This window comes from Enterobacter sp. K510 (assembly GCF_055804875.1).
The window spans coordinates 100,558-119,098 of sequence record NZ_JBNRLQ010000002.1 but is presented as its reverse complement, the minus strand read 5'-3'; the positions used below and the strand labels follow the sequence as shown (position 1 = coordinate 119,098).

General features: G+C 57.1%; 20 protein-coding genes. 10 read left to right on the top strand and 10 right to left on the bottom strand.

All coding sequences use genetic code 11. The features are described from left to right. The first annotated feature begins 1 nt into the window (after nt 1). Nucleotides 2-964, top strand: coding sequence for an EamA family transporter (locus ACQUTD_RS03080; protein ID WP_473273671.1), 963 nt, complete (start codon nt 2-4; stop codon nt 962-964). Further along, nucleotides 927-1,721 (top strand): AraC family transcriptional regulator, encoded by a 795-nt coding sequence (locus ACQUTD_RS03075; protein ID WP_318376598.1) that lies wholly within the window; start codon nt 927-929, stop codon nt 1,719-1,721. Before ACQUTD_RS03080 ends, ACQUTD_RS03075 begins: the two co-directional genes overlap by 38 nt. A gap of 7 nt (nt 1,722-1,728) precedes the next feature. Here ACQUTD_RS03075 and ACQUTD_RS03070 read toward each other — a convergent pair whose 3' ends face one another. Next, nucleotides 1,729-2,334 carry a helix-turn-helix domain-containing protein gene (locus ACQUTD_RS03070; RefSeq protein WP_473273670.1) on the bottom strand — a complete coding sequence of 202 codons (606 nt, stop codon included), beginning with the start codon at nt 2,332-2,334 and terminating at the stop codon, nt 1,729-1,731. Nucleotides 2,335-2,377: 43 nt separating this feature from the next. Between ACQUTD_RS03070 and ACQUTD_RS03065 the strand changes: the two genes are divergently transcribed. The 4 genes from ACQUTD_RS03065 (at nt 2,378) to ACQUTD_RS03050 (ending at nt 5,161) form a co-directional block, all read left to right on the top strand. Then, nucleotides 2,378-3,073 (top strand): phenylalanine--tRNA ligase beta subunit-related protein, encoded by a 696-nt coding sequence (locus tag ACQUTD_RS03065; protein WP_473273669.1) that lies wholly within the window; start codon nt 2,378-2,380, stop codon nt 3,071-3,073. A gap of 112 nt (nt 3,074-3,185) precedes the next feature. Continuing rightward, nucleotides 3,186-4,193 carry a zinc-binding alcohol dehydrogenase family protein gene (locus tag ACQUTD_RS03060; RefSeq protein WP_473273667.1) on the top strand — a complete coding sequence of 336 codons (1,008 nt, stop codon included), beginning with the start codon at nt 3,186-3,188 and terminating at the stop codon, nt 4,191-4,193. 201 nt (nt 4,194-4,394) lie between these two features. Further along, nucleotides 4,395-4,715, top strand: coding sequence for an RcnB family protein (locus ACQUTD_RS03055; RefSeq protein WP_072569095.1), 321 nt, complete (start codon nt 4,395-4,397; stop codon nt 4,713-4,715). 20 nt (nt 4,716-4,735) lie between these two features. Continuing rightward, entirely contained in the window at nt 4,736-5,161 is a 426-nt protein-coding gene (locus ACQUTD_RS03050) for a GNAT family N-acetyltransferase (protein WP_072569096.1), read from the top strand. Between the two features lie 43 nt (nt 5,162-5,204). Here the strand turns inward: ACQUTD_RS03050 and apbC are convergent, their stop codons facing one another. Further along, the gene (apbC, locus tag ACQUTD_RS03045; RefSeq protein WP_072569097.1) at nt 5,205-6,314 is read right to left on the bottom strand and encodes an iron-sulfur cluster carrier protein ApbC; all 1,110 of its coding nucleotides are present in this window, start codon (nt 6,312-6,314) and stop codon (nt 5,205-5,207) included. Between the two features lie 133 nt (nt 6,315-6,447). Between apbC and metG the strand changes: the two genes are divergently transcribed. After that, nucleotides 6,448-8,481: a methionine--tRNA ligase gene (gene metG, locus ACQUTD_RS03040; protein ID WP_072569486.1), complete on the top strand. Its 2,034-nt coding sequence runs from the start codon at nt 6,448-6,450 to the stop codon at nt 8,479-8,481. Between the two features lie 98 nt (nt 8,482-8,579). Next, nucleotides 8,580-9,041 (top strand): YehR family lipoprotein, encoded by a 462-nt coding sequence (locus ACQUTD_RS03035; protein ID WP_318364019.1) that lies wholly within the window; start codon nt 8,580-8,582, stop codon nt 9,039-9,041. Nucleotides 9,042-9,251: 210 nt separating this feature from the next. Here the strand turns inward: ACQUTD_RS03035 and ACQUTD_RS03030 are convergent, their stop codons facing one another. The 3 genes from ACQUTD_RS03030 to ACQUTD_RS03020 are packed head-to-tail and all read right to left on the bottom strand — an operon-like array spanning nt 9,252 to nt 12,175. After that, nucleotides 9,252-9,719, bottom strand: a complete 468-nt coding sequence (locus ACQUTD_RS03030; RefSeq protein ID WP_318376592.1) for a YehS family protein — start codon at nt 9,717-9,719, stop codon at nt 9,252-9,254. A 54-nt stretch (nt 9,720-9,773) separates the two neighbouring features. Continuing rightward, nucleotides 9,774-10,493, bottom strand: a complete 720-nt coding sequence (gene btsR / locus ACQUTD_RS03025; protein WP_072569100.1) for a two-component system response regulator BtsR — start codon at nt 10,491-10,493, stop codon at nt 9,774-9,776. Further along, nucleotides 10,487-12,175: a sensor histidine kinase gene (locus ACQUTD_RS03020; protein WP_318376590.1), complete on the bottom strand. Its 1,689-nt coding sequence runs from the start codon at nt 12,173-12,175 to the stop codon at nt 10,487-10,489. Before ACQUTD_RS03020 ends, btsR begins: the two co-directional genes overlap by 7 nt. A gap of 217 nt (nt 12,176-12,392) precedes the next feature. On the opposite strand from ACQUTD_RS03020, the gene mlrA reads away from it, so the two are divergent. Next, on the top strand, nt 12,393-13,124 hold the full coding sequence (gene mlrA / locus ACQUTD_RS03015) for an HTH-type transcriptional regulator MlrA (protein ID WP_318364023.1): 732 nt from the start codon (nt 12,393-12,395) through the stop codon (nt 13,122-13,124). Between the two features lie 60 nt (nt 13,125-13,184). Continuing rightward, nucleotides 13,185-13,289, top strand: a complete 105-nt coding sequence (locus ACQUTD_RS03010) for a protein YohO (RefSeq protein ID WP_072569103.1) — start codon at nt 13,185-13,187, stop codon at nt 13,287-13,289. Here the strand turns inward: ACQUTD_RS03010 and ACQUTD_RS03005 are convergent. The 5 genes from ACQUTD_RS03005 to ACQUTD_RS02985 form a co-directional block, all read right to left on the bottom strand. After that, complete coding sequence (locus tag ACQUTD_RS03005) at nt 13,273-14,004, bottom strand: ABC transporter permease (RefSeq protein WP_072569104.1); 732 nt, start codon at nt 14,002-14,004, stop codon at nt 13,273-13,275. The two genes, ACQUTD_RS03010 and ACQUTD_RS03005, sit on opposite strands and share 17 nt — an antisense overlap. Further along, nucleotides 13,988-14,935, bottom strand: coding sequence for an ATP-binding cassette domain-containing protein (locus ACQUTD_RS03000; RefSeq protein ID WP_473273661.1), 948 nt, complete (start codon nt 14,933-14,935; stop codon nt 13,988-13,990). The genes ACQUTD_RS03005 and ACQUTD_RS03000 overlap by 17 nt, the downstream gene beginning before the upstream one ends. Then, entirely contained in the window at nt 14,932-16,089 is a 1,158-nt protein-coding gene (locus tag ACQUTD_RS02995; protein WP_473273659.1) for an ABC transporter permease subunit, read from the bottom strand. The genes ACQUTD_RS03000 and ACQUTD_RS02995 overlap by 4 nt, the downstream gene beginning before the upstream one ends. Nucleotides 16,090-16,101: 12 nt before the next feature. Next, nucleotides 16,102-17,019: a glycine betaine ABC transporter substrate-binding protein OsmF gene (gene osmF, locus ACQUTD_RS02990; RefSeq protein WP_318374708.1), complete on the bottom strand. Its 918-nt coding sequence runs from the start codon at nt 17,017-17,019 to the stop codon at nt 16,102-16,104. A gap of 66 nt (nt 17,020-17,085) precedes the next feature. Next, on the bottom strand, nt 17,086-18,324 hold the full coding sequence (locus ACQUTD_RS02985) for an RbtT/DalT/CsbX family MFS transporter (protein WP_473273657.1): 1,239 nt from the start codon (nt 18,322-18,324) through the stop codon (nt 17,086-17,088). Between the last annotated feature and the right edge of the window lie 217 nt (nt 18,325-18,541).

Sequence of the window (18,541 nt, the reverse complement as noted above, 5' to 3'; positions counted from 1 at the left end):
TATGAATAATTATAGTGGTGCAGTGTTCGGTTTTATTATGGTTTTCATTTACAACTTTCTGGACGCCGGAAAAGAGGTCTATTCGGGATTCCTGGTACAGTCTGCGCATCCGATGATGGTCACCTGTATTGTCTTCTCAACCGTGCTGGTATTTTTTCAGATCTTCTGCCTGCTCCGCTTGCGAAAGGAATACCTGCGTCCTTACAGAACCTGGAAGCCTCTGGTTGCGCTTAATATGACAACAGCGGGATCGTGGATCACGTTCTTCTACTGTTTAAAATATTTAGAGCCTGCCAGCGCGTCGGCGATTATCACCGGCGTTGCACCACTTTTAATGGTTATGATTGTGCCGTTCTTTTTCAGAACCGAAAAACGGGAATATCGCTGGTTGCTGCTGACAGGCATTGCCTGTAGCTCATTATGGCTGGGGGTTATCAGTCTGCAGGAGGGGCGTAATACCTATAATTTATCCGTACAGGAAGTGATCATTGGTATTGCCCTTTCCATCGGCTGCGCCCTGTTCAGCATTTTCTCCAATATCCTCAGTAAGAAACTCAGTGAGGATGAATGTCGTCCGGAATCTATTATGGCGCACCGCTTTTACCTGACGGTGCTGGTGACGCTACTGTTTAGTTTTCAGCTACAGGATGTGCAAAGCGATATGCAAAACCTGTTTCCCGGCGTGCTGCTGCTGGCAGTCCTGGGGTTGATTATTCCGCTATGGTGCCTGCAATATGGCATAAAATCCTTAGCGCCTTCGCGGGTGATGGTATTAATTTCTGTCAGCCCGGTCTTTACCTTTGGCTTTCAGATTTTTGACCCCCGACTGTCGCCGACAGCGTCCTCCTTTGTTGCCATTCTGTTAATATGCTTCTTTTCTCTGGCTGCGGAAGTGTGGCGTATTCAGCATACAGGACGGGTGAACGATGGCTATCACAGGGTATCGGAAGACAGGAACGGTTGAGATCACGCTTTCTGACAGCACCAACCATGTTTTTCCCCGGCACTCCCACGATGAATTTTATCTGGGCGCAAACCTGGCCGGCAGGGAGAAAATCTGGCTTGACGGTAAACGTTCTGAAGCCAGTATTGCGGATATTACCGTTTATAATCCCGGCCAGGTACAGGCCGCCACGCCCACGCCTTATAACTGGGTTTATTACAGCTTTTACATTCCACCTCAGGTGCTGGCCGAACTTACCGGCCTGCCTGAGGATGATGAATTCCGAAAGAGCGTCTTCACCGCGCCCGATATTGCCGACGACATTATTAAAACCGGGGCGTATTGCCTGGATTACGCGCATTCCGATGATGAAGTGCTGGAACGCCTGGCAGTATTATTAAAAAAGGTGCTGCAACGTACCGGTTGCCGCACCAAACTTATTCTGTTCGATCAGGACGCGGTGCTGGCCGCGAGGATCGCCGCCCAGCTGAAAGATGAACTGCTCGAACCGCCGTCGCTCAACGACCTCTCCGCGCAGTACGGACTCAGCGCCGTGCAGTTGGTGCGTATTTTTTCCGCCTCTTATGGCCTGCCGCCCTTCGCCTGGCTAAAAGTGGAAAAGTTAAAAATAGCGAAAAATTTATTATTACGCGGCCTGAGCTTATCGGATATTGCCGCCGGTCTTAATTTTGCCGATCAATCCCATTTCACCCACAGCTTTAAGGAAATGTTTAATATTACTCCCGGCCAGATGTCGCGTTTATATAAAGGGATCTGATCGCTTTTTATTTGCGGGCCAGCTCAGCCACCGTCATGGTAAATATCACTTTAGCCTTAGACTCATTCGCATAGTGGTGCGGCACGTCGGTTTTTGCCACAGCGGAGTGGCCTTTTGGCAACACAAATTCATGCGCATCAATGTTGATGGTCAGTTGCCCCTGCTCGACATGAAACAGCTCAAAGGTGCCCTGCGGATGGCCTGCCGACGTAAAACGTTCTCCGGGGAACATCTCCCAGCGCCAGAGCTCCACCATGTCCGGGCCGCTGGTGCCCGCCAGCAGGCGCGCAGAACCGCCCTTTTCACCCGTCCACAGCGTCAGGATTTCATTTTCAGGGATGACATGCACGCCGGGTTTGCTGGCCACATCGACAATATCCGCCACCGATACGCCCATGGCGGCAGACAGTTTACAGAGAATAGCGATGCTGGGATTGGCTGCGCCTTTTTCGATTTCCACCAGCATGCCTTTGCTGACGCCCGCCCGCCGGGCAAGGGTGTCTAACGACAGTTTTTGCTGCTGGCGAAAGGCGCGGATGCGTTCCGCGAGCGCTTCGCTCACCCGGTCAACATCGGCTCCCTGACTGGTCAATATATTGACTTTATTAGTCACTGGTCATTACCATGGTCTGAAATAGTCATTAAAGGATTATCCAATGTTAACTGTGACACCGTCAATCGATCCTGCCGTGGCAGCCCTTGCGCCCGGATTCCGCGCCCTGAGCGTGGTTGTGGAAGCCCATGCGCTGGCACATCCTGAATCAGGCGCACACGCCCTTGCACGGGCCTGTGAATCCGTCAGCGCGCAGGATGTTCCCTGGGCCGACGCCCACCTGGCCGCCTGGGCCACGGTATTCAAAGCCTTTGGCGCAAAACCTAAACGCACTCCCTGCTCGGCGGAAGCGCTGCGTAAACGTGTGTTGCGCGATGGCACGCTGCCCGCCATAGACCCGGTCGTGGATCTGTATAACGCTATCAGCATTCAGTATGCGATCCCGGTGGGAGGAGAGAACATCGCCGCCTACAACGGGCAGCCGCGGCTGGTTATCGCTGATGGCAGCGAGGATTTCGATACCGTTAAAGAAGGTGAAACCGTGCTGGAACATCCGGAGCCGGGGGAAGCGGTCTGGCGGGACGATACCGGCGTCACCTGCCGACGCTGGAACTGGCGTCAGGGCGTGCGCACCCGTCTGGATGCCAGCGCTACGCAGATGTGGTTTATCCTCGAAAGCCTGCCGGAAATGCCGCTGGACGCGCTGCACGAAGCCGGGGACGCCCTGATTGCCGGACTTCAGGCGATGATGCCGGAGGCGAAAATCTCGAAGCAGCTGATTAGCGCAGAACGGCTATGAATGCTGCGCTGATTTTCACTCCCGGAGGATAAGTCCTGCTTTTTACGCCGGGTGTTTCCCGCGCCGGTGGGCGGCTATGCTGAATACATTCGCTCAACGCTATGGAGTAGTTATGAAAGCAATCGCCATTACCGCCGCCGCGCAGAACGGCAGCAACCTCGATTTCCTGCGTGATATCGACACCGAAAAACCTGTCGCCCGGGGCCACGATCTGCTGGTGCAGATCCAGGCCATTTCCGTCAATCCGGTGGATACCAAAGTACGCGCGGGCTTTAACGCTGACACGCCGCGTATTCTGGGCTGGGATGCTGTGGGCGTCGTGAGTGAGGTGGGCGAGTCCGTGACCCTGTTTAAGCCAGGCGATACCGTCTGGTACGCCGGGGCGCTGACCCGTCCGGGCAGCAACGCCGAATATCAGCTGGTGGACGAGCGCATCGTGGCCCATAAACCGGCATCGCTGGATAATGCCTCTGCGGCCGCGCTGCCGCTCACCGCCATTACCGCCTGGGAGATGCTGTTCGATCGCCTTGGCGTCGCGGAAAACGGCAACGAAGGCGATGTGCTTTTGATCGTCGGCGCGGCGGGCGGCGTGGGTTCGATCATGACCCAGCTGGCGCGTAAGCTGACAAAAATGACGGTGATCGGCACCGCCTCACGACCGCAAAGCCAGCAGTGGGTGCGCGATCGCGGCGCGCATCATGTGATTGACCACAGTAAACCGCTCAGCGAGGAGCTGGCGCGCATCGGCATCAAACAGGTGACGCATGTCGCCAGCCTGACCAATACCAGCGATCACTATCAACAGCTGATTGATGCGCTGATGCCGCAGGGAAAACTGGCGCTGATTGACGATCCCGACACCCTGGACGCCCGTCCGCTGAAAGCGAAAAGTATCTCCCTGCACTGGGAATTTATGTTCACCCGCTCCATGTTTGAAACCCCGGACATGATCGAGCAGCACCACCTGCTGACCCGCGTGGCCTCCCTTATCGACAGCGGCGTGATTGAAACCACGCTGGGTGAGCATGGCGGCACTATTAATGCGGAAAATCTGCGTAAGGCGCATAAGCTGATCGAGACACAACGGGCGGTGGGCAAGATTGTCCTTGAAGGTTTCTGAGCCAGGAATCATCCCAAAAGCCTTTCCACGATGAAAGCGGAGCGCGGTTAACGCGCTTCGCTGCTTCTGCTTTGCCCCGCCTTTGCTTACACTTTTTCGCAAAGCGCTGTTGCTTTCAGTCATAAATCGCAGCAATGTTAGCGCGCATGATTTACCAGAGGGCGGTAGAAAAATAAAACGCCTGTCAAAAACGGAGAGATTATGGGTAAGACGAAGATGTTACTTCTGGGCGCGCTGTTGATGACCTCAGGCGCGGTACTGGCTGCGCCGCAGGGAACCGGTATTCAGAAGTATGAAATTCAGGAATTTATTGCCGACTTCACGAAATTTAAACCAGGCGATACGGTGCCGGAAATGTACCGCACCGAAGAATACAATATTAAACAGTGGCAGGCGCGTAACCTGCCGGCGCCGGATGCCGGAAGCCACTGGACCTATATGGGCGGCAACTACGTGCTGATCACCGATGCCGACGGGAAAATCCTTAAAGCCTACGACGGTGAGATTTTCTACCACCGCTGATCGACAGGCCGGGATAAGAGATGCGCATACGCAACTGGACAGAGAGCGATCGCCCTTTTTTACGCACGCTTTATTTGCAGGCACGTCGTCACAGCTGGACATGGCTTGAGGGCGAGGAGTGGCAACTGGAAGATTTCGACGCCGCCACCCTGGGCGAACAGATTTGGGTTGCGGAAGAAGACGGGCACCGGCTGGGCTTTGCCTCGGTTTCGGTGAGCAATAACTTTCTGCACAATCTGTTTGTGGATCCCCACGCGCAGGGAAAAGGCGTCGGCAGCGCGCTGCTGAAAAAGGTGCAGTCGGAATTTACCAGCACCGGGGCGCTGAAATGTCTGGCGCAAAACAAGGCTGCGCTGGCATTTTATCAGCGTCATGGCTGGCATGTGGAAGCGAAAGGCGAGTCGCCGGAAGGGGAATATGTGCTGCTGCACTACCGGCTAAGCTGATGAACGAAAAAGAACCCCTCACCGGACGGCAAGGGGTTTTGTTTTACAGCGCGCGGAATGCGATTTCCGCCGGGATCACATCGCCCTGCCAGTACAGCTGCGCGGCGACACGCCCCGCCAGCTTACGGTACATTGCCGTAAACTCGCTGTCCGGACGGCTGACCACGGTCGGCGTGCCGTTATCCAGATCTTCACGCAGGCTGATGTGCAGCGGCATCTGGCCCAGAAGCTGGGTGTGATACTGCTCCGCCAGCTTCTCTGCGCCACCAGTGCCGAAAATTGGTTCGTGGTGACCACAATTGCTGCAAATGTGCACGCTCATGTTTTCCACGATGCCCAGCACCGGCACTTCCACTTTCTCAAACATCACGATGCCTTTTTTCGCATCGATCAGCGCAATATCCTGCGGCGTGGTGACGACCACCGCGCCGGTCACCGGCACGTTCTGCGCCAGCGTCAGCTGAATGTCACCGGTGCCCGGCGGCATATCCAGCACCAGATAATCCAGATCCGGCCACAGAGATTCCTGCAACAGTTGCAGCAGCGCTTTGCTGGCCATTGGCCCGCGCCACACCATCGCGTTCTCGTCGGTAACCAGATAGCCAATGGAGTTGGTGGCAAGGCCGTGGGCCATGATTGGCGCCATGTGCGTACCGTCCGGCGATGTCGGACGTTCACCTTCGGCACCCAGCATGGTGGGGATCGACGGGCCATAAATATCGGCATCGAGAATGCCAACTTTCGCCCCTTCCGCCGCCAGCGCCAGCGCCAGGTTGACCGCAGTTGAGGATTTCCCTACCCCGCCCTTACCGGAACTGACCGCGATGATATTTTTCACGCCGTTGATGCCCGGCTGATTTTTCACGCGCTTTAAGGTGGCGACCGTGTGCGACAGCTTCCAGTCGATGGCTTTCGCGCCGGTAAGGCGCAGCAGCTCGGCGCTGCACTCCTCTTTCAGCTCTTCAAAAGCGCTGCGCCACGGGAACGGCATCAGCAGTTCGATGTGCAGCGTGTCATCCATCCAGGCGACATGATGGACGGCTTTCAGGGCCGTAAGATTATGGGTCAGCGTGGGGTGCTGGAAATTTGCCAGGGTTCCGACAACTATTGCGCGCAAGGCTTCCGGGGATTTGGCCTGGGATTGCGAGTTCATCCCGACTCCTTTGTATTTGTATGATTAGCTCGTCATGCAAGTTTACCTGAAAGAGGCGGGTTTGTGCTTACTTAATAATTGCTGTTTTGGTAATATCAAAACCCCTTTTTTCACAGAAGAAGTAATGTTCACTATGACTCAAGTCGCGAAGAAAATTCTGGTAACGTGCGCGCTGCCGTACGCCAACGGCTCCATCCACCTCGGCCATATGCTGGAGCACATCCAGGCTGATGTCTGGGTCCGTTACCAGCGAATGCGCGGCCACGAGGTAAACTTCATCTGCGCCGACGATGCCCACGGCACGCCAATCATGCTGAAAGCTCAACAGTTGGGTATTACTCCGGAGCAGATGATTACCGAAATGAGTCAGGAACATCAGACTGATTTTGCCGGCTTTAACATCAGCTACGACAACTATCACTCCACGCACAGCGACGAAAACCGCGAGCTGGCCAGTGTGATTTACGGTCGCCTGAAAGAGAACGGGTTTATTAAGAACCGCACCATCTCTCAGCTTTACGATCCGGAAAAAGGCATGTTCCTGCCGGACCGTTTTGTGAAAGGCACCTGCCCGAAATGTAAATCTCCGGATCAGTACGGTGATAACTGCGAAGTGTGCGGCGCGACCTATAGCCCGACCGAACTTATCGAGCCGAAATCCGTGGTGTCCGGCGCGACGCCGGAAATGCGTGATTCCGAGCACTTCTTCTTCGATCTGCCGTCCTTCAGCGAAATGTTGCAGGCGTGGACCCGCAGCGGCGCGTTGCAGGAGCAGGTGGCGAACAAAATGCAGGAGTGGTTTGAATCCGGTCTGCAACAGTGGGACATCTCCCGCGATGCCCCTTACTTCGGCTTCGAAATTCCGGACGCGCCGGGTAAATATTTCTACGTCTGGCTGGATGCGCCTATCGGTTATATGGGTTCCTTCAAGAACCTGTGCGACAAGCGCGGCGATAGCGAAAGCTTCGACGCTTACTGGAAAAAAGACAGCGATGCCGAGCTGTATCACTTCATCGGTAAAGACATTGTCTATTTCCACAGCCTGTTCTGGCCGGCAATGCTGGAAGGCAGCGGCTTCCGCAAGCCGACCAACCTGTTCGTCCACGGCTATGTGACGGTGAACGGCGCGAAGATGTCCAAATCCCGCGGCACCTTTATCAAAGCCAGCACCTGGCTGAACCATTTTGACGCTGACAGCCTGCGCTATTACTACACCGCCAAGCTCTCCTCGCGAATCGACGACATCGACCTGAACCTGGAAGATTTTGTCCAGCGCGTGAACGCCGACATCGTTAACAAAGTGGTCAACCTGGCATCCCGTAACGCAGGCTTTATCGCCAAACGCTTTGACGGCGTGCTGGCGTCTGAGCTGGCTGATCCGGCGCTGTATAAAACCTTCACCGATGCCGCACAGAGCATTGGCGAAGCCTGGGAGAGCCGCGAATTTGGCAAAGCGGTGCGTGAAATCATGGCGCTGGCTGACGTGGCGAACCGCTACGTTGACGAGCAGGCACCGTGGGTGGTGGCGAAACAGGAAGGCCGCGACGCCGATCTGCAGGCCATCTGCACCATGGGTCTGAACCTGTTCCGCGTGCTGATGACCTGGCTGAAGCCGGTGCTGCCGGAGCTGAGCGCCCGCGCCGAAGCTTTCCTCAACACCACCTTCGAATGGGATGCCATTAACCAGCCGCTGCTGGCGCACAAGGTCAACACCTTTAAGGCACTCTACAACCGTATCGAAATGAAACAGGTTGAAGCGCTGGTGGAAGCCTCTAAGGAAGAAGTGAAGGCGGCAAGCGCACCGGTTTCCGGCCCGCTGGCAGACGATCCGATTCAGGACACCATTACCTTTGATGATTTCGCGAAAATCGATCTGCGCGTGGCGCTGATTGAAAACGCCGAATTTGTGGAAGGTTCAGATAAGCTGCTGCGCCTGACGCTGGATCTGGGCGGCGAGAAACGTAACGTCTTCTCCGGTATTCGCTCTGCATATCCGGATCCGCAGCCGCTGATTGGCCGCCTGACGGTCATGGTCGCCAACCTTGCGCCACGTAAAATGCGCTTTGGCATTTCTGAAGGCATGGTGATGGCCGCAGGCCCTGGCGGCAGCGACATTTTCCTGTTAAGCCCGGATGATGGCGCAAAACCCGGCCAGCAGGTGAAATAATCCCAAATATGCTTAACCGGGCGCTGTTTATACAGCGCCCTTTTTTTATTGCACTATGATTTCAGGGATGGTGATTTTTTCTCATATTAAGGAGCAGTATGAACATCTTAAAAAAATTAGGCGCACTCGTGTTCACGGCGTTCGTGGTTGTCGCGCTGAGCGGCTGTGGCGATAAAGAAGAAAGCAAAACCTTTACCTGGTCAGACGGTAAAACCGATTTATCCCTGACCTATTACTACAAAAATGACGTAGTACTGCGTCAGACAGCGAAAAATACCCTGCACTATGCGGGTCTGGGCGTGGCGAATAAAGAAGAAGCGATGCAACGTCTGGGGCCAATCAGCGAAAAATATAAAGAGATTAAGGGCGTGGAAGAGAGCCTGGAATATGGCGATACCTCTGCAACCGAAACCCTGACCGTGGATTACAGCAAAGTTGACCGTGACGCGCTGCAAAAAATTCAGGGCGCGGAGTTTACCGGTGATGTGAAAGAAGGCGTCAGCATGTCCAAGTCTGAAGCCCTGCTGAAATCTCGTGGTTTTAAAGAAGTTCAAGAGTAAGTGTGATATTGCCCGGCGGCGCAAGCTTGCCGGGCCTACACAAACCTCATCGCCCTGTAGGCCGGTGTAAGCGCAGCGCCACCCGGCAAAACCGCGCAAATTCCACCCTACCTGTAGGCCGGCGTAAGCGAAGCGCCACCCGGCAAATCCCACGCCAGTTCACCCTACCTGTAGGCCGGCGTAAGCGAAGCGCCACCCGGCGCAAAATCCTTATTTCGCGGCGTGCACACGTACCGCCAGACCACGCAGGAAATAGCGCAGGAACTGATCCCCACATTCACGGAAGTTTTTATGATCCGCCGCGCGCATCATGGCGGTGATCTCCGGCATCGACACACGGAACTGCTGCGCGGTTAAAATCGCCAGAATATCGTCGGTTTTCAGGTTATAGGCGATACGCAGTTTTTTCAGCACGATATTGTTATTCACGCGACGCTCTACCGCCAGCGCAGGCGCCGATTCATCCCGGCCACGCTTTTCATAAATCAGACCATTCAGGAAGCAGGCGAGCAGAATATCCGGGCAGCGCACAAAGCCCTCTTCATCTTCCTTGCGCAGCCATGGCACCAGCTGTTCTGCGGTGACATCCGCTTCACCCAGCGCGAAAATACGCAGCAGATCTTGATTGTTGAATTTAGAGATATAGCGGACGCTTCGTAAAATATCGTTACTGATCATAGTGCCTTCGGTGGAGAAAAATACAAAAACGCAGTTTACCACGATCCCCGCGTTTTACAGACCCAGCGCTTCTTTTAGATTTTTCAGATAACGACGGCTGACCGGCACGGTATGCCCTTCGCGCAGCAGTAATTCAGCCTGACCATTATCCTCAAAGCGGATCTCTTTTAAGTGCGCCATATTCACCAGATATTGCCGGTGACAGCGCATCAGCGGCGTACGGCTTTCCAGAGTGCGCAGCGTCAGCTCGGTAAACCCCTCTTTGCCTTCGTGACTGGTCACATACACCCCGCTCAGGCGGCTGCTGACGTACGCCACATCGTCCATCTGCAACAGATAAATGCGGCTGTGCCCGGTGCAGGGAATAAACTTCAGCGGCGCCTGATTTTCCGGCAGCACAGAGACGTCCTGCACGCCGCGCTCCTGGCGTAAACGCGTCAGGGTTTTTGCCAGTCGCGGCGATGCAATGGGTTTGAGCAGATAATCAAAAGCATGCTCTTCGAAAGCCTTCACCGCATATTCATCAAAGGCGGTGAGAAATACCACGTAAGGCCGGTGCTCAGGATCGAGCATGCCCACCATCTCCAGCCCGCTGATGCGCGGCATCTGAATATCCAGAAACAGTACGTCCGGGCGCAGTTTATGCACCGCGCCTATGGCTTCCACGGCGTTGGCGCACTCGCCGACGATCTCAATATCGCTTTCATCTTCCAGCAGAATACGCAGATTTTCCCGCGCTAAGGGTTCGTCATCGACGATCAGCACTTTTAACATGCGCTTTCCTCCACAGGTAAACGTAGGGTAATTCGGGTAAATCGATCCGGCTCGCAGGCCACGGCGATACCGCAATCATCGCCAAAACGCGCCCGCAGGCGCTTATCCACCAGGCTCATGCCCAGCCCGCTGGCATTGGCCTTCGGCTGGTACAGACCCGCGTTATCTTCAATATCCAGCACCATATACTGCCCGTCGAGACTCGCCCGGATAGTGATTTCCCCCACGCCCAGCAGCTGTGAAGTACCGTGCTTAATGGCATTTTCAACGATGGGTTGCAGCGTAAAGGCGGGCAGTTTGTGCCAGGACAGCGCCTCCGGCACAAACAGCTGCACCTGCAAACGCGACTGGAAACGCGCCTGCTCGATTTGCAGATAGGCGTTCACATGCTCCACTTCATCCGCCAGCGTCACCACTTCCGACGGGCGTTTTAAGTTTTTGCGGAAAAAGGTCGACAGGTACTGCACCAGTTGCCCGGCCTGCTCGCTGTCGCGGCGGATCACCGCCTTCAGCGTGTTAAGCGCATTAAACAGAAAATGCGGGTTCACCTGCGCATGCAGCAGTTTGATCTCCGACTGGGTGAGCAGCGCTTTTTGCCGCTCGTACTGCCCGGCAAGGATCTGCGCCGACAGCAGCTGCGCGATCCCCTCCCCCAGCGTGCGGTTAATGGAACTGAACAGGCGGTTTTTCGCTTCATAGAGTTTGATGGTGCCCATTACCCGCTGATTCTCGCCGCGCAACGGGATCACCAGCGTCGAGCCCAGCTTGCACTGGGGATGCAGTGAACAGCGGTACGGCACTTCATTGCCATCCGCATAGACCACTTCCCCGGTTTCCAGCGCTTTTTGCGTCCAGCGTGAGGAAATAGGCCGCCCCGACAAATGGTGATCGTCGCCGATGCCTTTAAAGGCCAGCAGCTTTTCGCGATCGGTGATGGCCACCGCGCCAATGTCCAGCTCCTGATAGAGCACCTGCGCCACCTTCATGCTGTTTTCTTCGTTAAACCCCTGGCGTAAAATGCCTTCGGTGGAGGCCGCCACCTTCAGGGCAGTGGCGGAAAAGGCGGAGGTATACTTCTCAAACATCGCCCGTTTATCCAGCAGGATGCGCATAAAGAGCGCCGCGCCGACGGTATTGGTTACCATCATGGGCGCGGCGATGCTGCTCACCAGATGCAGCGCGTCTTCAAACGGGCGGGCGATCAGCAGAATGATCAGCATCTGCACCAGTTCCGCCACCAGCGTAATGGCCCCGGCGGTCAGCGGACTGAATACTTTATCGGTGCGGCCGCGTTTGATGAGGAAGCTGTGCACCAGGCCGCCCAGCAGCCCTTCGACGATGGTGGACACCATGCAGCTGAGCGCCGTCATGCCGCCCATGGAGTAACGGTGTAATCCACCGGTCAGCCCCACCAGCCCGCCGACCACCGGCCCGCCGAGCAGACCGCCCATCACCGCGCCAATGGCGCGCGTGTTGGCGATGGAGTCTTCAATGTGCAGGCCGAGATAGGTGCCCAGAATGCAGAAAATGGAGAAAGTGACATAGCACAGCAGTTTATGCGGCAGCCGGACGGTGACCTGCATCAGCGGAATAAACAGGCGCGTTTTGCTCATCAGCCAGGCGATGACCAGAAACACGCACATCTGCTGCAGCAGCAGTAACACCAGATTAAACTCGTACATACCCAAACACCGAAACCGCATAAAGCGCGTAACATACAGGGCGTCGGGGATCCTTTCTGTGAAACCGCCGGAAAAAATCAAAAAAACGTGCCCGCCATCACAATAACGCCGCCTGTTGTCACCCTTTCGTATGCCTGGCGAATAAAAAACAAGCAAATGAGAGCCGTTCGCATAACAGCGTCTACAGTTAGACCAGGACCCGTGCAAAGGTGAAACTATGGCGCTATACACCATCGGTGAAGTGGCTCAGCTGTGCGACGTTAATCCTGTTACCCTGCGGGCCTGGCAACGCCGTTACGATTTGCTGACGCCACAGCGCACTGATGGCGGGCACCGGTTATTTAATGATGCGGACATAGACCGCATCCGCGAAATCAAACGCTGGATCGACAGCGGCGTGCAGGTCGGCAAAGTCAAAACCCTGCTGTGGAATGGCGCGACGGACAGCGAATATAACTGGCGGGAGCAACAGGAGCGTCTGCTCGGTTACCTGCAATGCGGTAATCTTCCCCGCCTGCGGCTGTGGATCAAAGAACAGGGGCGCGCGTTCCCGGCCCATACTCTCATCACGCAATTACTCATTCCTTTGCGTCTGCGCCTGCGCTGCCAGGATCCGACGCTGCTCGCCATGCTGAGTCTGCTGGACGGCGTGCTGATCAACCATATTTCGCTGTGTCTTACCTCGTCGCGGAAGAAAAGCAGCAATGATGCGCTGGTGGTCGGCTGGAATATTCACGATACCACGCGGCTGTGGCTGGAAGCCTGGATCGCAAGCGAGCAGGGCTGGCGCACCGGCGTGCTGGCACATTCCCTGACGCAGTTGCGCCCGGAACAGTTTACCGGGCATACCTTAATGGTGTGGTGCGGCGATGCGCCGACGATTTCACAGATGCAGCAGATGGCCAGCTGGCGGGATGCCGGGCATGCGATCCAGATGCTCGGCATTTAATGGTTCGTTAACACTTGCGCTTCACGTTATACTCCCTGCGTTAATCATCAGGAGTAAAACATGAAGGCGTCCAAAATCCTTGTCACCACCCTCTTTCTACTTATGGCTATCGGCGGCACAGGCGGCGTGATGCTGGCGGGTTACTTCTTTATTCTGCGTGCTTAGTCATTGCCCGCGCCAGGCGCTCGAATCCGCGATCGACAATAATCGCGGCCAGCGCCACCAGTAGCGCCCCCTGAATGACATAGGCGGTATTAAAGCCGGAAAGTCCGATGATAATTGGCGTGCCGAGGGTATTCGCCCCCACGGTCGAGGCGATCGCCGCCGTGCCAATGTTGATGATCACCGAGGTGCGCACGCCGGCTAAAATCACCGGCGCCGCCAGCGGTAATTCCACTTTCATCAGCCGCTGCCAGGCGCTCATCCCCATGCCTTCCGCCACGCTTATCACCCCCGCCGGTACGGCGCTAAGCCCTGCCAGCGTGCCCTGCAAAATCGGCAATACGCCGTAGAGGATCAGCGCGATTATCGCCGGATCCCTGCCAAAGCCCATCACCGGCACGGCAATCGCCAGCACTGCCACCGGCGGAAAGGTTTGCCCGACCGCGGCGATGGTTTCCACCAGCGAGCGAAATTCCAGCCCTGCCGGACGCGTCACCGCGATCCCCGCGCCGACGCCGATGATCACCGCTATCACGCTGGAAATCCCCACCAGCCAGAAATGCGCCAGAGTTAAGGTAAGAAAGGATTCCTGCTGATAAACCGGGCGCGGCAGCTGCGGAAACCAGGCGCTGAACAGCGTGGCGCTGTGCGGCAGCGCCAGCAGCAACGCGATAAAGAGGGCGATAAGCCACAACAGCGGATCACGGATGACCTTCACGGTTGGCCTCCGTACTGAGCAGATCGCGAAAATGCAGGCTGCCGCAGGCAATGCCCTGCGCATCCACCACCGGCAACACGTCGCGCTGCTGTGCCACAAAGGCCGAGAGGGCGTCGCGCAAGGTCAGGTTTTCACTGAGCGGTTCGCCTGCGGTCGCATCCCCGGCGCGCTGATAATCTCCTACGCGGCGCAGGGAGAGCAGACGCACGCCCAGTTCGCTGCGACCGAAGAATTCGCGCACGAATGGCGTGGCCGGACGGGTGAGCATCTCCAGCGGCGTGCCCTGTTGCACCACTTTGCCGTTATCCATCAGCACCAGATGATCCGCAAGCTGTAAGGCTTCGTCGATGTCGTGCGTCACCAGCACGATGGTGCGCCCGAGCAGCTGATGAATGCGGCGCATCTCCTGTTGCAGCGCCGCGCGCGTCACCGGATCGAGCGCGCCAAACGGCTCGTCCATCAGCAGCACTTCCGGATCTGCTGCCAGCGCCCGCGCCACGCCGACACGCTGCTGCTGCCCGCCGGACAGTTCATGGGGATAACGCGAACGCAGGCCGGGATCCAGCCCCAGCAGCGCCATCAGCTCATCCACCCTTGCGGCGATGCGCGCCCGCGGCCATTTCTGCAACTGCGGCACGGTGGCGATGTTTTCCGCCACCGTCCAGTGGGGAAACAGACCGATGGACTGAATGGCGTAGCCCATGCGCCTGCGCAGCGTCAGCATCGGAAAAGAGCGGATCTCCTCACCGGCAAACAAAATGGTGCCGGTATCGTGCTCCACCAGCCGGTTGATCATCTTCAGCGTGGTGGATTTACCGGAGCCGGAGGTGCCGATCAGCACCGTGAACGCCCCGGTTTTGAAATGCAGATTCAGATCGCTGACCGCGTCCTGACCATTAAATGCTTTGCTGACCTGTCGAAATTCAATCATGCCTGTTTTACCTTCAGCAGCGCGAGCCACAATCCGAATAATGCGTCCACCACCACTGCCAGCGCGATCACCGGGATCACGCCGAGCAGCACCAGATCCAGCGCGCTACTCAGCAATCCCTGGAACACCAGCGCGCCAAACCCGCCTGCGCCAATGAGCGCGGCGATCACCGCCATGCCGATGGTCTGCACCGTCACCACCCGCAGACTGCGCAGCAATAAAGGCAACGCCAGCGGCAGGCGCACCTGCAAAAAGCGCTGCCGGGCGCTCATGCCCATGCCGGCGGCGCTTTCCAGCACCTCGCGCGGCACCTGATTTAATCCCGCCACCACGCCGCGCACCAGCGGCAGCAGCGCATAGAGAATGAGCGCGATCAGCGCGGGCGTCAGGCCGGTACCGGCAATGCCAAGCTGTCCCAGCACCGGAAAGCGTTGCACCAGACCGGCAAGGGGCGCGATCAGCAGACCAAACAGCGCCACCGAGGGCACTGTCTGAATGACGTTAAGCACCGCGAACACCGGCCCCTGGCGCGACGGATGGCGGTAACACCACAACCCCAGCAGCCCGCCCACCAGTAGCGCAGGCAGCAGCGTGCCGACCAGCAACAGCAGATGGCGGGCCAGCGCATCATCAAACACGTCCTGACGGTTGGCGTACTCTTTCAGCAGGGAGAGATCGTTAAGATAGCCATAGTGCAGCAGAAACAGCGGCAGGATCCAGAGTTGCGCATGTAATAGCCAGCGCCAGACCGGGCCTGCCGTCAGGCGACGAATGGTATCGCTGGCGGCAAGCAGCGCCAGCGCCAGCCACAGCCACAGACCGCTGCCCATGGACGTACGGGCAAGCGTACTGCCCTGCTGCGCCAGATCCGTCGCCGCCCGGCCTGCCGCCCATACCAGCACAATAAACAGCCCTTCCGCGAGGATAAGCGTGGCGGCCTGCGGCCAGCGGCGCGGCAGAAAACAGAGCGCCATCAGCAGCAACGGCGCTGCCAGCCACAGCCATGACGAGGCCGGCCAGACCTGCCATAACAGACGGCTTTCGCCGGATACCAGTCGGTTCGGCGCATAATTAACGAAGGGCAGCAGCGAGGCTGCCAGCGCGATCAGCGCCAGCAGCAACACCACGCGATTATGACAACGGATCAATACCATCCCATCCTGTGATTACTTCACCAGTCCTTTTTGCTTCAGGTAGTCAGCGGCGACTTTCTTCGCGTCCAGGCCTTCCACGGCGATGCTGGCATTCAGCTGTTGCAGCGTTTTTTCATCAAGGCTGGCGAAGACCGGCTTCAGCCATTCGTCCAGCTGCGGATACGCTTTCAGCACCGCCTCGCGCACCACCGGCGTTGGGGCGTAAATCGGCTGTACGCCTTTCGGATCGCTCAGGGTTTGCAGACCCAGCGCCGCCACCGGGCCGTCGGTGCCGTAGGCCATGGCGGCATTCACGCCGGAGGTTTGCTGCGCCGCGGCTTTGATGGTAACGGCGGTATCGCCGCCTGCCAGCGACAGTAGCTGATCCTGACTCAGGTTAAAGCCATAAGCTTTTTCAAAGGCAGGCAGCGCATCGGCGCGTTCGATAAATTCCGCCGACGCCGCCAGTTTGAAGGTGCCGCCCTCTTTCAGGTAACGGCTCAGATCGTCAAGGGAGGTCAGCTTGCCCTTCTCTGCCACGTCCTTACGCACGGCGATAGTCCAGGTGTTGTTGGCGGGCGCAGGCGTCAGCCATACCAGCTTGTTCTGTTCGGCATCCAGTTTTTTGACTTTTTCATAGCCCTGCTGCGCGTTTTTCCACGCCGCGTCGTTTTCATCTTTAAAGAAGAACGCGCCATTGCCGGTGTATTCCGGATAAATATCCAGCTCGCCGGAGGTGATCGCCCCGCGCACCACCGGCGTGGTACCGAGTTGCACTTTATTAACGGTCTTCACGCCGTGGCTTTCCAGCACCTGCAAAATGATATTGCCCAGCAGCGCCCCTTCGGTATCAATTTTGGATCCGACTTTAATCGGCTCTGCCGCCAGCGCCGGCAGGCTCACCGCCGCAATTAACGCCAGTGAGCCGAGCATCCCCTTCTTGATTGTCATCGTGCTTTCCTCGTTATTTGCCGACTGCTATCAGCAGCTTGTGTAAAAAGCGTAGACGATATATCGCTAGTCTGCGGCCTTCCCTGGCAGCTTTAACGGTACGGTCATGATACTGGCCGAAAAATAGAGCAGCGCAATGACCCACAGCGTGCCTTCCACGCCCAGCGGCCCCACGCACAGCGTGACGATAACAGGCCCGGCAAAATTGCTTAGCCCCGAGCCAAGATTAAGACAGGAAATGGCAGCACCTTTGTTATCCGGCAGCAGCGAGGGGATCAACGCGCTCAGCGGCCCAAAGGCGCCGACGCCGATGGCATAGAGCGCAAGCGCCATGAACAGCGCGGCATTGCTGTGACCAAAGATCACCGGCGCATAACAGACCGCCAGCGACGCCAGCCCGCAAAGGGTGCCGGAAAACCACATCACCGTATTGCGCCAGCCGATAGTGTCCCCCAGCCAGCCGAACAGATAGCTGGCGAAAATGTTGACCACATTGACCAGCCCCCAGATGGTCAGCCATTCGGCAATGCTGAAGCCGAAGCGCGGCAGATACACCGGCATGAGGATCACCAGCGAAAATTTGCCGATGTCATTGATGGTTTTGACGATCACCGCGAGACGCATTTTCGGCTGGCGCACCAGCACCATGATCCCCTCGCCCATTGCCTGACGGATGCTCTGGCTGCGGGGAAAACGGGGTCTGTCGCTATTGAGGATCAGCGCGCATACGGCCCCCAGCGCAACAAAAATAAAACCGCTGGCCAGGGTGGCGGTTTCCCCGATGGCAGGCAGCATCAGTCCTGAATACCAGGGTCCGACAATGGTCATGCCGACGCCAAAGGCGATCCAGAACCACGATACCGCGCGGCCTAATATCCGCGCTTCGCAGCGCTGGTTGATCCACACCAGAAAGGAGTAGGCAAAAAGCGGATAGGCCACACCGCGCAGGGCATAGCTGACGATCATCATCGGATAGTGGTTATCCGGCAGAGCGACAAAAATAAAGGGCACCGATCCGGCGAAATAGCACACCGTCGCCGCCCACATCAGCCGCCGCACGCCCAGTACGCCCGCGCCGATGCCGGAAAACCACGACACCGCCGCCACGCACAGGCCGAAAACCGAGGACAGCAGGCTGATATCGGTGGCCGCGAAGCCGCGCGTTTGCAGCATCGACGCCAGCCAGCTCTGTTCGATGGTCGCGCCGGTGATAAAGAGAAAGACGCCGATAAATCCCCAGCAAAGCTCGCGGGGCAAGCCGAGGCGCGCCCAGACGCCCCGCTGGATAAAAAGGCTTTGATCCATGATGTTATCCTTAACAAGATTTTCGTCCCTGAGGGTGAAGGCCGCATTATGTGGGTTTTGTCATGCCATTTTTGTGACGCGCTTTCGGAAAGTGTTTGGCACATCGCCCGGCGGCGCAGGCTTGCCGGGCCTACAAAATAGTCCGCAGACCGGATAAGCCCGTAGGCCGGGTAAAACGGTAGGCCGGGTAAGACGCAGTCGCCACCCGGCGAAAACT

Bases quoted from the DNA above. Each gene is read 5' to 3' on its own strand.
- ACQUTD_RS03080 (WP_473273671.1), top strand. From the start codon at position 2: ATGAATAATTATAGTGGTGCAGTGTTCGGTTTTATTATGGTTTTCATT.
- ACQUTD_RS03075 (WP_318376598.1), top strand. From the start codon at position 927: ATGGCTATCACAGGGTATCGGAAGACAGGAACGGTTGAGATCACGCTT.
- ACQUTD_RS03065 (WP_473273669.1), top strand. From the start codon at position 2,378: ATGTTAACTGTGACACCGTCAATCGATCCTGCCGTGGCAGCCCTTGCG.
- ACQUTD_RS03060 (WP_473273667.1), top strand. From the start codon at position 3,186: ATGAAAGCAATCGCCATTACCGCCGCCGCGCAGAACGGCAGCAACCTC.
- ACQUTD_RS03055 (WP_072569095.1), top strand. From the start codon at position 4,395: ATGGGTAAGACGAAGATGTTACTTCTGGGCGCGCTGTTGATGACCTCA.
- ACQUTD_RS03050 (WP_072569096.1), top strand. From the start codon at position 4,736: ATGCGCATACGCAACTGGACAGAGAGCGATCGCCCTTTTTTACGCACG.
- apbC (WP_072569097.1), bottom strand. From the start codon at position 6,314: ATGAACTCGCAATCCCAGGCCAAATCCCCGGAAGCCTTGCGCGCAATA.
- metG (WP_072569486.1), top strand. From the start codon at position 6,448: ATGACTCAAGTCGCGAAGAAAATTCTGGTAACGTGCGCGCTGCCGTAC.
- ACQUTD_RS03035 (WP_318364019.1), top strand. From the start codon at position 8,580: ATGAACATCTTAAAAAAATTAGGCGCACTCGTGTTCACGGCGTTCGTG.
- ACQUTD_RS03030 (WP_318376592.1), bottom strand. From the start codon at position 9,719: ATGATCAGTAACGATATTTTACGAAGCGTCCGCTATATCTCTAAATTC.
- btsR (WP_072569100.1), bottom strand. From the start codon at position 10,493: ATGTTAAAAGTGCTGATCGTCGATGACGAACCCTTAGCGCGGGAAAAT.
- ACQUTD_RS03020 (WP_318376590.1), bottom strand. From the start codon at position 12,175: ATGTACGAGTTTAATCTGGTGTTACTGCTGCTGCAGCAGATGTGCGTG.
- mlrA (WP_318364023.1), top strand. From the start codon at position 12,393: ATGGCGCTATACACCATCGGTGAAGTGGCTCAGCTGTGCGACGTTAAT.
- ACQUTD_RS03010 (WP_072569103.1), top strand. From the start codon at position 13,185: ATGAAGGCGTCCAAAATCCTTGTCACCACCCTCTTTCTACTTATGGCT.
- ACQUTD_RS03000 (WP_473273661.1), bottom strand. From the start codon at position 14,935: ATGATTGAATTTCGACAGGTCAGCAAAGCATTTAATGGTCAGGACGCG.
- ACQUTD_RS02995 (WP_473273659.1), bottom strand. From the start codon at position 16,089: ATGGTATTGATCCGTTGTCATAATCGCGTGGTGTTGCTGCTGGCGCTG.
- osmF (WP_318374708.1), bottom strand. From the start codon at position 17,019: ATGACAATCAAGAAGGGGATGCTCGGCTCACTGGCGTTAATTGCGGCG.
- ACQUTD_RS02985 (WP_473273657.1), bottom strand. From the start codon at position 18,324: ATGGATCAAAGCCTTTTTATCCAGCGGGGCGTCTGGGCGCGCCTCGGC.